Below are 14,846 nucleotides of genomic sequence, written 5' to 3'. Positions count from 1 at the left end.
ACGGTTTCAAAGGACATGTTATGGCTTCCCTGTTCGCCAAAGGAGCGCTGTTGAGCGCCTTATGCGCCCTGCTCGCCGCCTGCGACGACGCCTCCTCCTCCCGCCCGCAAATCGATATTGACGGCAAAACCATGGGCACTTTCTACAGCGTAAAAGTCAGCGGTGACGTCGCGATCGGCAAACAAGAATTGCAGCGGCAGATCGACACGGTGCTCGAACGGGCCAACGACGACATCTCGACCTACCGCGCCAATTCGGTGCTGTCGAGGTTTAACCGCAATGTCAGCCTCGAACCGCAGTCTATCCCGCGCGGCATGGCGGACATCGTGTTGATGGCTCAACGCATCGGCCGCGATACCGGCGGCGCCATGGACATCACCGTCGGCCCCTTGGTGAACCTGTGGGGGTTCGGTCCCGACAAACATCCGGTCAAGGTGCCGGAACAGGCGCAGATCGACGCGACAAAGCAGCGCACCGGCCTGCAACACCTGAAGCTGATCAGCGACAACCGCGGGGAGTGGCTGCAAAAAGATCTGCCGGGCATGTATGTCGATCTCTCGACGCTGGGCGAAGGCTATGGCGCCGATGAGCTGGTGCGCCTGATGAACCGTCACGGCATTACCAACTACCTGGTATCGGTCGGTGGTGCGGTCTCTTCACGTGGCGTCAACGGCCAGGGCAAGCCCTGGCGGGTGGCGATCCAAAAGCCGACCGACCGTGAAAATGCGGTACAGGCGCTGGTGGATCTTCACGGTTACGGCATCAGCACCGCCGGCAGCTATCGCAACTACTTTGAACAAAACGGCCAGCGCTACTCCCATGTCATCGATCCGACCACCGGCAGGCCGATCAACCACCGGCTGGTTTCCGCCACGGTGATCGCCCCGACCGCGCTCGAGGCCGACGGCTGGGATACCGGTTTGATGGTGCTGGGCCCGGAGAAAGCGTTGCAGCTCGCGGAAGAGAAAGGGCTGGCGGTCTACCTGATCAGTAAAACCGACGACGGCTTCAGCGCCGTGATGACGCCGCAGTTCAAAGCGTTTTTGGTGCAGTGAGATAAAAAAAGCCCGGCACGCAATGGCCGGGCTTGGTCCTGTTCCGCGCCGATCACTTGGTCAGCGCGATGATGCCAAGGGTCAGACCGGCAACCGCCGCCGCGCCGCCGGCGATCGCGCCCGCGGTTTCCCAGTTATCCTGAGTGGTACCCTTCATGCAGGTGTTGGTGTGCACCAGACGCCCCTGGTCATCATAGACCGGCACGCAGGGAGAATCGGTGGCGCATCCGGCCAACACGGCCGACAGTAACCCAACCGCAATTAACTTTTTCATACTTCTTGCCTCAATGTTCGATCACTTTAGAAAGCTACGCCGAGCGATAATCACGCTACCTGGCTATTGTATGCCCAACGCGTGTAATGGCGAGGTAATGATGTGTCAGGGGATGTGATTTGGGAAAACTCCGAGCGCCCGGCCAGTGGGCTTCGGGCAGTAAAAAGCCCGCGAAAACGCGGGCTTGTTAGCGGAATGACGCGCCGGCGGAATTATTTCGCCAGTTTGCGCATCACCAGCGTGGCGTTGGTGCCGCCGAAGCCGAAGCTGTTGGACATCACGGTGGTCAGCTCGCGCTGGGTCGGCTGAGTCACGATGTTCATGCCGACCGCCTGTTCATCCAGGGTTTCGATGTTGATGCTCGGCGCGATAAAGCCGTGCTCCAGCATCAGCAGGCTGTAGATCGCTTCCTGCACGCCCGCGGCGCCCAGCGAGTGACCGGTCATCGCCTTGGTGGAGGAGATGGCCGGGGTATTTTCGCCGAACACTTCGCGAATGGCGCCCAGCTCTTTCACGTCGCCCACCGGTGTGGAGGTGCCGTGCACGTTGATGTAGTCGATCGGCGCGTCCAGATCCTGCATCGCCATCTTCATGCAGCGCACTGCGCCTTCGCCCGAAGGTGCAACCATGTCGGCGCCGTCAGACGTTGCGCCGTAGCCGACGATTTCTGCGTAGATATGTGCGCCGCGCGCCAGCGCGTGCTCCAGTTCTTCAACCACCACCATGCCGCCGCCGCCGGCGATGACGAAACCGTCACGATCGGCGTCGTAGGTGCGGGAGGCTTTTTCCGGCGTGTCGTTGTACTTGGTGGACAGCGCGCCCATCGCATCGAACTCGCAGGCCATTTCCCAGCACAGCTCTTCGCCGCCGCCGGCGAACACGATGTCCTGTTTGCCCAGCTGGATTTGCTCAACCGCGTTGCCGATGCAGTGCGCGGAGGTCGCGCAAGCGGAGCTGATGGAGTAGTTCACGCCGTGGATTTTGAATGGCGTCGCCAGGCAGGCGGAAACGCCAGAAGCCATGGCTTTGGTGACCACATACGGGCCAACCGCTTTCAAGCCGCGCGGGCTGCGCATCGCATCGGCGCCGAACACCTGGAAGCGCGGAGAACCGCCGCCGGAACCGGCGATCAGGCCCACGCGTGGGTTGTTTTGATACTCTTCTTCCTTCAAACCGGAAGAAGCGATCGCTTCTTGCATCGCCAGGAAGGCATAAATGGAAGCATCGCTCATGAAACGCACCGCCTTGCGGTCGATCAGGCCGGTAGTGTCGAGCTTAACTTGCCCCCATACGTGACTACGCATGCCGGAATCTTTCAGCTCCTGGGAGAAAGTGATCCCAGAACGTCCTTCCTGCAGGCTTGCCAGGACCTCCTGCTGGTTATTACCAATGCTGGAGACAACTCCCAGGCCAGTAATCACTGCACGTTTCATTCAATACCTCTTCCACTATTTACCTACGGGATTTTGCATCGCACTTTAGCGTACAGATGTAAGCCGAACAAGTCCGATCAGCGTTTTTCAGCTTTATTGTCGTCCAGTTTGCGCCGGGGCGCCAGCGCCGTTAGAATTCGCGGCATCCCTTGAATTTCGAGCCATTGACCGTGAACCACGCCCCCATCCAAACCGCAACGCTAACCTGGAACGAACAGGGTACACCTGTTTCGAAACAGTTTGATGACGTCTATTTTTCCAATCAGGATGGGCTGGAAGAAACCCGCTACGTCTTCCTGCATGGCAATCGGCTGCCGCAGCGTTTCGCCGCCCACCCGCGCTCGCTGTTTGTCGTGGCGGAAACCGGGTTCGGCACCGGGCTCAATTTCCTCACGCTGTGGCAGGCCTTCGCCGGCTTCCGCCAGGCCGGGCCGGACGCGACGCTGCAGCGCCTGCACTTTATCAGCTTCGAAAAATTTCCCCTGCAGCAGGCTGACCTGGCGGCGGCGCATGCGCGCTGGCCGGAGCTGGCGCCTTACGCCGACGAACTGCGCGCCCAGTGGCCGCTGCCGTTGCCGGGGTGCCATCGCCTGCTGTTGGCCGAAGGCCGCATTACGCTCGATCTGTGGTTCGGCGACGTCAACGATCTGCTGCCGCAGTTTGACGCCAGCATGAATAACCAGGTGGATGCCTGGTTCCTCGACGGTTTCGCGCCGGCAAAAAATCCCGACATGTGGACCGATCAACTGTTCGCCGCCATGGCGCGTTTCGCCCGGCCGGGAGGCAGCTTCGCCACCTTTACCGCCGCCGGCTTCGTGCGCCGCGGCTTGCAACAGGCCGGTTTTCAGGTCAACCGCTGCAAAGGCTTCGGCCAAAAGCGTGAGATGCTCGCCGGCGAGCTCCCGGCCGATACGCAGCCCGCCGCACATCCGGCGCCCTGGTATCGACGCCCGGCGGCGGACAACACCGCCGACATCGCCCTGATCGGCGGCGGTGTCGCCAGCGCGCTCACCGCGCTGGCCTTGCTGCGCCGCGGCGCCACCGTCACGCTGTACTGCGCCGATGAGCAGGCGGCCGAGGGCGCATCCGGCAACCGCCAGGGCGCGATTTATCCTTTGCTGAACGGCAGCGGCGACGCGCTGGAGAGCTTTTTCAGCGCCGCGTTTCCCTTCGCCCGCCGCCAGTACGATGCCCTGTTGCAACAAGGTGTCGCCTTTGATCACCAGTGGTGCGGCGTCAGCCAGTTGTCCTATGACGAAAAGAGCGGCGCCAAGATCGCCAATATGCTGAAAACCGACTGGCCGCAGGCCTTGGCGATGGCGGCCGACCGCGAGACGCTCAGCGAACGGTGCGGTGTTGATACCGGCTTTGGCGGCATCACCTACCCGCTAGGCGGCTGGCTCTGCCCGGCCGAGCTGACGCGCGGCGCTATCGCGCTGGCGCAGCGTCAGGGCTTGGTCTGCCACTACCGGCACGATGCACAGAGGCTGACGCAGGAAGAAAACGGCTGGCGCATCGATTTCGCCAACGGCGACAGCCGACGCCATGCGACAGTGATCCTGGCCAACGGCCATCGGTTGGCCGAACTGGCGCCGACGGAAGCCCTGCCGCTGTATTCGGTACGCGGGCAGGTGTCGCATATTCCGACCTCGCCGGCCCTCGGTCAATTGAAACAGGTATTGTGTTACGACGGCTACCTGACGCCGGTTAATGCCAACAACGGCCAGCACTGCATCGGCGCCAGCTATCAGCGCGGCGACACCGCCACCGACTACCGCGAGCAGGAACAGCAAGAGAACCGCGAGCGTCTGCTGCGCTGTCTGCCGGAGCAGACCTGGCCGCAGCAGGTGGACGTCAGCGCTCATCAGGCGCGCTGCGGCGTGCGCAGCGCCACCCGCGATCATCTGCCGATGGTCGGCGCGCTGCCGGACTATCAGGCCACGCTGGCGCAGTATCAGGATTTGCAGCGCCAGAACCAGCACGGCGAAACCGTCGCCGATGCGCCGGTCTATCCCGGCCTGTTCGCTATCGGTGGGTTGGGATCGCGCGGGCTGAGCTCGGCGCCCCTGGCGGCGGAAATTTTGGCGGCGCAGCTGTTCGGCGAGCCGTTGCCGGGCGATGCGCGCCTGCTGGCGGCGTTGAATCCGAATCGGATGTGGGTGCGGAAATTGCTGAAAGGACGTGCGGTTTAATCAACCTTGAGGGGCGCGGCGACGCGCCCCGGCATGACGATCAGGCGGCAGGGGTTGCAGCCTGATAGAGGTTTTCCCACATGCCGCGCACCAGGATCTGATCCGGCGGCGAGAGTTCCCCAGCGGCGATCGCTTTGTGCAGGCTCTCCTCCACCCGCGCTTTCAGCGCTGCGGCGGTGTGTTCGCCCTGCTCTTCCGCCTCGGCCACCGCCAGCGTCAGATGACCGCGCAGGTAGCCACCGGCAAACAGTTCATCATCGCTGGCGTGCTCTACCATGTCATCAATCAGCGCCAAAATGCGCGCTTCAAATTCTGCGATCATCAAATTTCCTCATTAAATAACGGGCTGTGGCGTCAGTTGAGATCTTCCGGATACGGAAAGTGCTCGGCCGCCAACGGTGGCGTATTGTAGAACGATTGCAACGCCTGAATAAAGCGCGCAGGCCTTGTGGGTATTCCCTGCTCCAGCAGCGCCAATACCCGGGCGCGCACCTTGCGTTGGAACACGATGCGATCCGGCTCGCAGTCGCCGTTCAGGTTGTCGCAGCTGACGTTGAACGGGAAACCGGCCGCCACGCAGAACATCCATTCCAGCGCCTGCGGTTTTATCTCCACGGCTTCGAATTCGCTCTGGGTCTGCGCGTCCCGTCCATCCGGGCAATACCAATAGCCGAAGTCCACCAATTGACGGCGCGCTTCACCGGCGATGCACCAGTGCGAGATTTCGTGCAGGCCGCTGGCGTAGAAGCCGTGGGCAAACACGATACGGTGATACGGCAGTTCATCGTCGGCCGGCAGGTAGATCGGTTCGTCATCGCCCTTCACCAGGCGGGTGTTGTAGTCATCGCTGAAGCAGCGATTGAAGATCTCGATCAACTGCTCATAGTGATGGCGGGTCTGCGTGTCTGACATAAAAAAACTCTATAACCACAAAAATAAAGAGGCCATTATACCCGATAACCGGCGGGGGGATACGGGCGCATAAACGGCGCCCATTTTCATCGTCAACCGTGCGCGAAGGCCGTCAACCACTGCTGAATCTCTGCGCCGTGATTGTCGTAAAGCAGCTTGAGACTCATCACCAGCGAGACGATCACGATCATCGGCCGAATCAATTTCTGGCCGCGGGTCAGCACCATGTGCGCGCCCAGACGCGCCCCCAGCACCTGCCCCAGCAGCATCACCAGACCAATGCTCCACACCACCTTGCCGCCGATGATGAACAGCGCCAACCCGCCGACGTTGGAGGTAAAGTTCAGCACTTTGGCGTGCGCCGTGGACTTGGCGAGGTTGAAACCGCACAGCGTCACGTAGGCCAGCGCGTAGAATGAGCCGGCGCCGGGGCCGAAGAAACCGTCGTAAAACCCGACACAACCGCCGGCCACCAGCCCGAACGGCAAGGCGCCGAGGCGGCGTTGACGATCTTCCTCACCCAGGCGCGGCATCAGCAGGAAGTAGAGACCGATGCCGATCACCAGCAGCGGCAGCATCTGCCGCAGCAAATCGGCGCGCATATGCTGCACCAGAATAGCGCCGGCGATCGAGCCGATCAGCGTCAGAAAAATCGTCAGCTTCTGGTCGTTGAGATTCACCGCTCGCCGACGAATGAAGTACAGACTGGCGGAGAAGGAGCCGCCGACCGACTGCAACTTATTGGTCGCCAGCGCCTGCGCCGGAGGAACCCCCACCGCCAGCAGGGCCGGCACCGTCAGCAACCCGCCGCCGCCGGCAATGGAGTCGATAAACCCCGCCAGCAGCGCTACCGCAAACAACACCCCGAGCATCTCGGGGCCAATGACGAACCAGTCCATGTGTTATTCCGCTGAGAAATGGTGATCCAGCAATGCCTGACAGGTCGGCGGTAACGGCGGCGGCACGGGTTTGCCCGGCTTCGCGTTCGGCTGATGCGGTACGAACCAGCTCGCCAGTTCGGCGCCGCAGCCGTCGCCCGGCGGCGGCGTATCCTGCTCCTGGCACTCCAGGCTGCCGGCCGGACAACGCAGACGCACGTGCATGTGCGCACGGTGACCGAACCACGGCCGCACCTTGTGCAACCAGGCCCGATCGGCGCCGGCATCCAGGCACAGGCGCTGCTTGATCGCCGGATTGACGAAGATGCGCGTCACCTCCGCATCCTGTGCCGCCAGCTTAATCAGCGACTCAATTTGCGGTTGCCATTGGCGCGCCACCACCTGCTTGCCGTCGCCCGACACCAGGTCGATCGGCTGCGGCTTCAGCAATTGCTGCGCGCTCCAGCGTTGGCGCGGCAACTGCAGCCAGATGTCGACATCGAGCCCCGACTGGTGGCTGGCGTGGCCGCTGCTGAAGCGCCCGCCGGCCGGCATCGCCATGTCGCCGATCAGCACCGTGCCCAGCGCTTTCTGATTCGCCTGGCTGCTGAGACGCTGAATGAACGCCAGCAGATCCGGGTGGCCAAAATAGCGGCGCTGGTCGGTACGCATCACCTGGTAGTTCGGTGAGTTCAGCGGCAGCGGCTGCGCGCCGATGACGCAACCGTTGGCGAAACCGCCCACCGCCTGCGGCGCGCCGGCCACCGGATGGTCGATTTTCTGCCACGGCGTCAGCGCCATGGCGGAAGCGGAGGCCGTCAGGGCCAGCAGGCCCAACATCCAGTTTTTCATGGCGATTACCAGCGCGGCACGTCGGAAACCACATCACCGTTTTGCGCACGCTGGCGCAGCAGGTGATCCATCAACACGATCGCCATCATCGCTTCGGCGATCGGCACGGCGCGGATGCCCACGCACGGATCGTGGCGACCGCGGGTCACCATTTCCACCGCTTCGCCCTGGCGATTGATGGTGCGCCCCGGCACCATGATGCTGGAGGTCGGTTTCAGCGCCAGATGCGCGATCACCGGTTGGCCGCTGCTGATGCCGCCGAGAATGCCGCCGGCATGGTTGCTCTGGAAGCCTTCCGGGGTGATTTCATCGCGGTTTTCGCTGCCGCGTTTGGTCACCACGGCGAACCCGTCGCCGATCTCCACGCCTTTCACCGCGTTGATGCTCATCAGCGCGTGCGCCAGATCGGCGTCGAGGCGGTCAAACACCGGCTCACCCAGGCCAACCGGCACGTTTTCAGCGATCACGCTGACCTTGGCGCCGATGGAGTCACCCTCTTTTTTCAGCGCGCGCATCAGTTCGTCCAGCGCTTCCAGCTTGTCCGGATCCGGGCAGAAGAACGGGTTCTGTTCGACCTGATCCCAATCTTTCAGCTCGCAGGTCACGTCGCCGATCTGCGCCAGATAGCCGCGCACCTGCACGCCGAACTTCTGCTGCAGGTATTTCTTGGCGATAGCGCCCGCCGCGACGCGCATGGCGGTTTCACGCGCCGAAGAGCGGCCGCCGCCGCGATAGTCGCGCAGACCGTATTTCTGTTCGTAGGTGTAGTCGGCATGCCCTGGACGGAACACGTCTTTGATGGCGCTGTAGTCTTGCGAGCGCTGATCGGTGTTTTCAATGATCAGACCGATGCTGGTGCCGGTGGTCACGCCTTCGAATACGCCGGAGAGAATGCGCACCTGATCCGGTTCACGGCGCTGGGTGGTGTAACGCGAGGTGCCCGGACGACGACGGTCCAGATCGTGTTGCAAATCGGCTTCGGTGAGCGGGATGCCGGGCGGCACGCCGTCGACGATACAACCCAGCGCCACCCCGTGAGATTCACCGAAGGTGGTGACGCGGAAAATCTGCCCAATACTGTTTCCTGCCATCACGGCTCCTTACCGTTAGTCTTTTATCGTTATGCGGCCCGCCATGCGGGCCTTGGAAATGCGGCTTAGCTGCGATAGAGGCTGAAGTGTTCCTTGCAATCCACCAGCTGCTGCTTGGTCAGCATGAACACGCCGTCGCCGCCGTTTTCGAATTCCAGCCAGGTGAACGGGATGTCCGGATATTGTTCCATCAGATGTACCATGCTGTTGCCCACTTCACAAATCAGCACGCCGTCGTCGGTCAGGTAGTCCGGCGCGCACGCCAGGATGCGGCGCACCAGCTTCAGGCCATCGCTGCCCGCCGCCAGGCCCAGTTCCGGCTCGAAGCGGAACTCCTGCGGCAGATCCGACATGTCTTCCGCATCGACGTACGGCGGGTTGGTAACGATCAGATCGTACTGGATCGCGGGAACGTCGCGGAACAGATCGGAACGGATCGGGATCACCTGATGTTCGACGCCGTGCGCCTGAATATTGCGCTCGGTTACCGCCAGCACTTCGCTGGAGATGTCCACCGCGTCCACTTCCGCTTCCGGGAAAGCGTAGCCGCAGGCGATGGCGATGCAGCCGCTGCCGGTGCACATGTCGAGGATATGGCGCGGCGGGTGCGGGATCAGCGCGCTGAAACGATCGTTGATCAGCTCGCCGATCGGTGAACGCGGCACCAGCACGCGCTCGTCGACGTAAAATTCCATGCCGCAGAACCAGGCCTTGTTGGTCAGATAGGCGACCGGGATGCGTTCGTTGACGCGGCGGATCACGCGCTCAACGATGCGATGGCGCTCGCTGGAAGTCAGACGGGCGGTGTGCATGTCCTCCGGAATGTCCAACGGCAGGAACAGGCTTGGCAGCACCAATTGCACCGCTTCGTCCCACGGATTATCGGTTCCGTGACCATAATAGATATTGGCGGCGTTGAAGCGGCTTACCGTCCAGCGCAGCATATCTTGAATGGTGTGCAGTTCGTTCACTGCTTCGTCGACGAAAATTTTGTCCAATTTGCCCTCCGGCAGGCGCTGTGTTTCATGATTTAGCCGCATAGTTTGCCATGAAGCCCGCGACAAATCACGCTTGCCCCTCGCGCTTTTCACTCTGGCCCGAGTTTTGCGTCGACAGCGCTCATTCACAAGGTAAACTAGCGAAATAAACGATTTCCGGTGAATGAAGCATGAAGAACAAGCCCCCTCTGAGCAAAGACGAACAACAGCTCTTCAGAGAGTCGGTGGCGGGCGCGAAAAAGCTGCGCCAGGACACCATCGTCCACCGCCCGCCGAAGCCCAAGGTCAAACAGATTGCGCCGCAGAGGCTGCTGCAGGAGCAGGTCGATGCCAGCTATTATTTTTCAGATGAATACCAGCCGCAGCTGGAAGAGGAAGGCCCGACGCGCTACGTGCGCCCCGGCAGCAGCCCGTATGAGCTGAAGAAGCTGCGGCGCGGCGATTACTCGCCGGAGCTGTTTCTTGATTTGCACGGCCTGACCCAGCTGCAGGCCAAGCAGGAGCTGGGGGCGCTGATCGCCGCCTGCAAACGCGAGCACGTGCACTGCGCCTGCGTGATGCATGGGCACGGCAAACACATCCTCAAACAGCAAACGCCGCTGTGGCTGGCGCAGCACCCCGACGTGCTGGCGTTCCACCAGGCGCCGAAGGAATGGGGTGGCAACGCCGCCATCCTGCTGTTGGTGGAGCTGGCCGAGTAGCCCCCACAGAAACGACTCAGGGCGATGTCAGACATCGCCCTGAGTTTATTCCGCACCGCATCCGCGGTTCACACTTTGGCCATCACCTGCGATGGGCTGACCTGCCATTCAAACTTGCCGTAGCTGCCGTCCGCCGGCAGATCGACGTTGGCAATCGCCGAGGTCGCGAACATCGGCGGGCACTCGCCCGGGCACAGTTCGGCCACCAGATACCCCACCAGCGGCAGGTGCGACACGATCAGCACCGAGCTCACCCCTTGCATCGCCAGCGCCTGCAGATAGCTGCCGACCTGTTCGGCGTTGCCGCCCGGCGTCAGCTCGGGCAACACTTCTTCGCCCTCCGGCAGCGTCAAGGCTTCACGCACCGTCGCCAGCGTCTGTTCGGCCCGCAGATAGGGGCTGACCAGCACGCGTTCAATATCCACAGACTTGGTGTTCAACCAGGCCGCCATCTGACGGGACTCGTCGCGGCCGCACAGGGTAAGGGGCCTTACCGCATCGCTGGCTGCCTCGAGCGCCGCCTCTCCGTGACGCATAATCAAAACTTGCATATTGCACCGCTGTTGTTGACAAAGTAACGCTATACAGAAACGCCGTGCGTGCTGTACCGCCGAGTTTTCCAACCCAAAGCCAAAGCTTTAAAACGATAACGCGCCGTCTCTTTATGGCGGCCGGGCATTTTGCCTGAAAGTTTGCCTAAAGAAAACGCTGTTTTTTACAGCAACCCTCCCCGGGCAAACCTCGATTGCTCACAGAACAATCAATTCAACGGGTTAAATTTTAACCTTGCCGCCATGAAATTTATTGATGGCGGTCAAGCTAACTTACCGCTGCCTCAGCCTCGCTGTACAGCCTCACCGGCTGACGCTGTTGCAAGGAGTGATGGCGATCACAACGCGGCCCTGTTGCAACTATAGTGCAAATCGGGCCGCCCTGCGTTCAGCTCCCCAGCGGGTAAAAGCGCTCGCCCTGCTGCGCCATGCGCTGCAAGCGCTCGCACGGCGCGAAGTGCTCGCCGTGCTGCTGGCGCAGGTAGTCCAGCGTCTTCACCACTTTCTCGGCGCCGAGCTCGTCCATATAGCGGAACGGGCCGCCGAGGAACGGCGGGAAACCGATGCCGAACACCGCACCGATATCGCCGTCGCGCGCGCTGCGGATCACGCCTTCATCCAGGCAGCGAGCCGCTTCGTTCAGCATCATCATCACGCAGCGCTGGGCGACGGTCGCCGGCAGCATGTGCGCCTTCGGCGTGACGCCGAGCAACGTATACAATGAGGTATCCGCACGTTTACGCCGCTGCCGCTGCTGCCCTTCGCTCGGGTAGAGATAGAAGCCGCGGCCGTTCTTGCGCCCTTTACGCCCGTCCTTCAGCACCGCATCGAACGCGGCCGGCGCGGCGAAACGCGGCCCCAGCGCCTCGACCAGCACCGGAATGATTTTGGTGCCGACGTCGATGCCCACTTCATCCAGCAGGGTAATCGGGCCGACCGGGAAACCGAAGTCCACCAGCGCCTTGTCCAGCGACTCAATCGGCTCGCCTTCCAGCAGACAGCGCGCCGCTTCGTTGATGTACGGCGCCAGGATGCGGTTGACATAAAAACCGGCGCTGTCGCCCACCACGATGGCGGTCTTGCCCTGCTTGTGCGCCAGCGCCACGGTGGTGGCGATGGTCTCTTCGCTGGTGCCGGCGTGCGGGATCACTTCCACCAGCGGCATTTTATCCACCGGGCTGAAGTAGTGCAGGCCAATCACCTGCTGCGGCCGCTGGGCCTTTTCAGCGATGTGGCCGATAGGCAGCGAAGAGGTGTTGGAGGCGAACACGGTATGCGGCGCGCAGTTCGCTTCGACCTCGGCCACCATCTGCTGTTTCAGCGCCAGATCCTCAAACACCGCCTCGACCACGATATCCACCTGCTCAAAGCCGGTGTAATCGGTAGAGCCGGAGATCAGCATCATCTGCTTTTGCCGCTCCGCCGGGCGCATGCGCTTGCTGCGCACCCGCTTGCCGAGCACGTCCCAGCTGTATTTCAGCGCGTGATTGATGCCGGTTTCATTGATGTCTTTGATGCGCACCGGCAAACCGCCGCGCGTGGCGGTGACACAGGCGATGCCGCCGCCCATCAGGCCGCCGCCGAGAATGCCGACGCGATGCAGGGCATGCGGCTGAGCATTGCCGCCCCGCTCTTTTTTCAGCGCGGTGGAGGCGAAGAACAAGCTGCGCAACGCCGCCGACTGCGGCGTCATCGCCAGCTCGCCAAAGGCGCGCGCTTCGGCCTCATAGCCGCTGGCGCTGCCGTGATCCAGCCCGGTGCGCACCACCTGAATAATGCGCTCCGCCGCCGGGTAGTTGCCGTGGGTTTTCGCCAACGTTTTCTTGCGCACGATGCTGAACAGCAGATTTCTGCCCAGCGGGCCATTGAGCAGGCGATCCTGCCACGGCAGCTCGCGCTGATGTTTCCAGCCCTGTTTCACCCGCTCGATGGCGGTCTGCAACAGGATCGATTGCGGCACGGCGTCGTCCACCAGCCCCATGCGCAGCGCCTGGCGGGCGCGAATGTGCTTGCCGGTCAGGATCATGTCCAGCGCCTTGGCGGCGCCTATCAGGCGCGGCAGGCGCTGAGTGCCGCCAGAGCCCGGCAGCAGGCCCAGCTGCACTTCCGGCAGACCGAGCGCGGTTTTGTCATCCAGCGAACAGACGCGGCCGTGGCAGGCCAGCGCCAATTCCAGCCCGCCGCCCAGGCAGGCGCCGTGGATGGCCGCTACCACCGGCACCGGGAAAGCGGCGATCTGCGCCAGCGTGCTCTGCCCTTTCTTGGCCAGCGTTTCCGCCTCTTTGGCGCTGGTGCAGGCGGCGATCATGGTGATGTCGGCGCCGGCGATAAACGAGTCCGGCTTGCCGGAAACGATCACCAGCCCTTCCAGTGCAGTGTGCTGCTGCGCCCGGATCAGCACGTCGTTCACCTGTTCGACGAACTCGGCCTTGAGCGTATTGACCTTGTCGCCCGGCACGTCGATGGTGATCACCCCGATGTTGTCGGGGCGGATCGTCAGGTGAAAGGCCGACGGTTTGGCGCGCTGTTCATGCAATGCGTTTTCGAAACTCATTATTCCACCTCCACGATCATCGCGGCCCCTAACCCGCCGGCGGCGCACGCGGTGGTCAGGCCCAGCCCGCCGCCGCGGCGTTTCAGCTCACGCAGCGTCTGGGTGATCATGCGCGCGCCGGTGGCGGCGAACGGGTGGCCATAGGCGATGGAACCGCCCAGGACGTTGAATTTGTCCATGTCCACCTCGCCGATCGCCTGGCTGCGGCCAAGCTTCTCGCGGGCGAACGCTTCGCTGGCGAACATCTTCAGGTTAGCCAGCGTTTGCGCGGCGAAAGCTTCATGCATATCGATGAGCGTCAGATCGGCCAGACCGATGCCGGCGCGATCCAGCGCCAGCGGCGTGGCGTAGGAAGGCCCCAGCAGCATGTCTTCCCACACGTCGATGGCGGCGAAAGCGAAACTGCGCAGATAGCCGAGCGGCTGCAGGCCCAGCTCTTTGGCGCGCGATTCGCTCATCATCAGTACCGCCGCCGCGCCGTCGGTCAACGGCGTGCTGTTGGCCGCGGTGACGCTGCCATGCTTGCGATCGAACGCCGGTTTCAGCTTGGCGTAGGACGCCAGGCTGGAGTCTTTACGGATGTTGTTGTCTTCGGAAAGCTGCGCGCGGTATGGCGGCACGTAGGCGGTCATCACCTCATCGCGCAGCCACCCCTCCCGCCAGGCCTTGGCCGCCAGCTCGTGAGAACGGTGCGCCAGCGCATCTTGCGCTTCACGGGTGATGCCGTGGCTTTTCGCCATCTGTTCGGCGGTATCGCCCATGCGCAGGCCGGTGGAATACTCCGCCACCGCCGGCGGCACCGGCATCAGATCGCGGAATTTCAGCCGGCTGAACAATTTGAGGCGCTGCGACAGCGTGCGCGCCTTGTTGACGTCCACCAACGTGCGCGCCAGCGCCTTGCTGACGCCGATCGGCAAGACGGAAGAAGAGTCCGCCCCGCCGGCGATGCCGACGCTGATGCTGCCGGCCATGATGCTCTCCGCCACGTTGGCGATCGCCTGGAAGCTGGTGGCGCAGGCGCGCGACACGCTGTAGGCGTCGGTATGGACGCTCATGCCGGTGCCCAGCACGATTTCACGCGCGATGTTCGGCGCCTCGGGCATTTGCACCACCTGGCCGAACACCAGCTGCTCGATAAGCTGCGGATCGATACCGCTGCGCGCCAACAGCTCGCTCACCGCCGTTTTCCCTAAATCCACCGCCGGAATGCCGTGATAGGCGGTCGCCTGTTTGGCAAAGGGGGTACGCAGTCCATTCACAATCGCAATGCGGTCACCATGACGGGTCACCAACGGCAGTGCCTTACTCATAAATGCTCCTGAAGAAAATAACGTCAGCGCAATGGGCAGAAAGAG

At 62.5% G+C, this 14,846-nt stretch carries 14 protein-coding genes; 3 read left to right on the top strand and 11 right to left on the bottom strand.

The genetic code is table 11. The annotated features are described in order from the left end of the window. Window positions 1-20 precede the first annotated feature (20 nt). Window positions 21-1,055, top strand: coding sequence for an FAD:protein FMN transferase ApbE (gene apbE, locus ACJ8OK_RS00665; RefSeq protein ID WP_135638417.1), 1,035 nt, complete (start codon window positions 21-23; stop codon window positions 1,053-1,055). A 52-nt stretch (window positions 1,056-1,107) separates the two neighbouring features. Here apbE and ACJ8OK_RS00660 read toward each other — a convergent pair whose 3' ends face one another. Beyond that, window positions 1,108-1,329 (bottom strand): hypothetical protein, encoded by a 222-nt coding sequence (locus tag ACJ8OK_RS00660; RefSeq protein WP_004936201.1) that lies wholly within the window; start codon window positions 1,327-1,329, stop codon window positions 1,108-1,110. Window positions 1,330-1,541: 212 nt separating this feature from the next. Continuing rightward, window positions 1,542-2,762 (bottom strand): beta-ketoacyl-ACP synthase I, encoded by a 1,221-nt coding sequence (gene fabB, locus ACJ8OK_RS00655; RefSeq protein ID WP_261441063.1) that lies wholly within the window; start codon window positions 2,760-2,762, stop codon window positions 1,542-1,544. A 170-nt stretch (window positions 2,763-2,932) separates the two neighbouring features. Between fabB and mnmC the strand changes: the two genes are divergently transcribed. Beyond that, window positions 2,933-4,954: a bifunctional tRNA (5-methylaminomethyl-2-thiouridine)(34)-methyltransferase MnmD/FAD-dependent 5-carboxymethylaminomethyl-2-thiouridine(34) oxidoreductase MnmC gene (gene mnmC, locus ACJ8OK_RS00650; protein WP_442530330.1), complete on the top strand. Its 2,022-nt coding sequence runs from the start codon at window positions 2,933-2,935 to the stop codon at window positions 4,952-4,954. 40 nt (window positions 4,955-4,994) lie between these two features. Here mnmC and ACJ8OK_RS00645 read toward each other — a convergent pair whose 3' ends face one another. The 6 genes from ACJ8OK_RS00645 to prmB form a co-directional block, all read right to left on the bottom strand. Further along, complete coding sequence (locus tag ACJ8OK_RS00645; protein WP_004936209.1) at window positions 4,995-5,276, bottom strand: YfcL family protein; 282 nt, start codon at window positions 5,274-5,276, stop codon at window positions 4,995-4,997. Window positions 5,277-5,308: 32 nt separating this feature from the next. Beyond that, window positions 5,309-5,866, bottom strand: coding sequence for an elongation factor P hydroxylase (locus tag ACJ8OK_RS00640; RefSeq protein WP_082996543.1), 558 nt, complete (start codon window positions 5,864-5,866; stop codon window positions 5,309-5,311). Window positions 5,867-5,958: 92 nt separating this feature from the next. Beyond that, window positions 5,959-6,765, bottom strand: coding sequence for a sulfite exporter TauE/SafE family protein (locus ACJ8OK_RS00635; protein WP_261441065.1), 807 nt, complete (start codon window positions 6,763-6,765; stop codon window positions 5,959-5,961). Window positions 6,766-6,768: 3 nt separating this feature from the next. After that, window positions 6,769-7,596, bottom strand: coding sequence for a penicillin-insensitive murein endopeptidase (gene mepA, locus ACJ8OK_RS00630; RefSeq protein ID WP_033639752.1), 828 nt, complete (start codon window positions 7,594-7,596; stop codon window positions 6,769-6,771). Window positions 7,597-7,601: 5 nt separating this feature from the next. Then, the gene (gene aroC, locus ACJ8OK_RS00625) at window positions 7,602-8,687 is read right to left on the bottom strand and encodes a chorismate synthase (protein ID WP_004936219.1); all 1,086 of its coding nucleotides are present in this window, start codon (window positions 8,685-8,687) and stop codon (window positions 7,602-7,604) included. Between the two features lie 65 nt (window positions 8,688-8,752). Next, window positions 8,753-9,685: a 50S ribosomal protein L3 N(5)-glutamine methyltransferase gene (gene prmB, locus ACJ8OK_RS00620; RefSeq protein ID WP_028127753.1), complete on the bottom strand. Its 933-nt coding sequence runs from the start codon at window positions 9,683-9,685 to the stop codon at window positions 8,753-8,755. Window positions 9,686-9,855: 170 nt separating this feature from the next. Here prmB and smrB point away from each other — a divergent pair, with 170 nt between their 5' ends. Further along, on the top strand, window positions 9,856-10,386 hold the full coding sequence (gene smrB, locus ACJ8OK_RS00615) for an endonuclease SmrB (protein ID WP_004936226.1): 531 nt from the start codon (window positions 9,856-9,858) through the stop codon (window positions 10,384-10,386). A gap of 68 nt (window positions 10,387-10,454) precedes the next feature. Here the strand turns inward: smrB and sixA are convergent, their stop codons facing one another. The 3 genes from sixA to fadI all read right to left on the bottom strand — a co-directional run bounded on the left by sixA (window position 10,455) and on the right by fadI (window position 14,801). Next, window positions 10,455-10,937, bottom strand: coding sequence for a phosphohistidine phosphatase SixA (gene sixA / locus ACJ8OK_RS00610; RefSeq protein ID WP_004936230.1), 483 nt, complete (start codon window positions 10,935-10,937; stop codon window positions 10,455-10,457). Window positions 10,938-11,325: 388 nt separating this feature from the next. Then, the gene (fadJ, locus tag ACJ8OK_RS00605) at window positions 11,326-13,491 is read right to left on the bottom strand and encodes a fatty acid oxidation complex subunit alpha FadJ (RefSeq protein ID WP_442530329.1); all 2,166 of its coding nucleotides are present in this window, start codon (window positions 13,489-13,491) and stop codon (window positions 11,326-11,328) included. Next, window positions 13,491-14,801 carry an acetyl-CoA C-acyltransferase FadI gene (fadI, locus tag ACJ8OK_RS00600; RefSeq protein WP_004936237.1) on the bottom strand — a complete coding sequence of 437 codons (1,311 nt, stop codon included), beginning with the start codon at window positions 14,799-14,801 and terminating at the stop codon, window positions 13,491-13,493. Before fadI ends, fadJ begins: the two co-directional genes overlap by 1 nt. Window positions 14,802-14,846: the final 45 nt, after the last annotated feature.

This window comes from Serratia sp. CY71090 (assembly GCF_052166845.1).
Lineage (GTDB): Bacteria > Pseudomonadota > Gammaproteobacteria > Enterobacterales > Enterobacteriaceae > Serratia > Serratia nematodiphila.
Note: the sequence above shows the minus strand (reverse complement) of the source record. Positions and strands in the feature narration are given on the sequence as shown.

Bases quoted from the DNA above. Each gene is read 5' to 3' on its own strand.
- ACJ8OK_RS00645 (WP_004936209.1), bottom strand. From the start codon at position 5,276: ATGATCGCAGAATTTGAAGCGCGCATTTTGGCGCTGATTGATGACATG.
- aroC (WP_004936219.1), bottom strand. From the start codon at position 8,687: ATGGCAGGAAACAGTATTGGGCAGATTTTCCGCGTCACCACCTTCGGT.
- ACJ8OK_RS00660 (WP_004936201.1), bottom strand. From the start codon at position 1,329: ATGAAAAAGTTAATTGCGGTTGGGTTACTGTCGGCCGTGTTGGCCGGA.
- fadI (WP_004936237.1), bottom strand. From the start codon at position 14,801: ATGAGTAAGGCACTGCCGTTGGTGACCCGTCATGGTGACCGCATTGCG.
- ACJ8OK_RS00640 (WP_082996543.1), bottom strand. From the start codon at position 5,866: ATGTCAGACACGCAGACCCGCCATCACTATGAGCAGTTGATCGAGATC.
- apbE (WP_135638417.1), top strand. From the start codon at position 21: ATGGCTTCCCTGTTCGCCAAAGGAGCGCTGTTGAGCGCCTTATGCGCC.
- fabB (WP_261441063.1), bottom strand. From the start codon at position 2,762: ATGAAACGTGCAGTGATTACTGGCCTGGGAGTTGTCTCCAGCATTGGT.
- smrB (WP_004936226.1), top strand. From the start codon at position 9,856: ATGAAGAACAAGCCCCCTCTGAGCAAAGACGAACAACAGCTCTTCAGA.
- ACJ8OK_RS00635 (WP_261441065.1), bottom strand. From the start codon at position 6,765: ATGGACTGGTTCGTCATTGGCCCCGAGATGCTCGGGGTGTTGTTTGCG.
- mepA (WP_033639752.1), bottom strand. From the start codon at position 7,596: ATGAAAAACTGGATGTTGGGCCTGCTGGCCCTGACGGCCTCCGCTTCC.
- sixA (WP_004936230.1), bottom strand. From the start codon at position 10,937: ATGCAAGTTTTGATTATGCGTCACGGAGAGGCGGCGCTCGAGGCAGCC.
- fadJ (WP_442530329.1), bottom strand. From the start codon at position 13,491: ATGAGTTTCGAAAACGCATTGCATGAACAGCGCGCCAAACCGTCGGCC.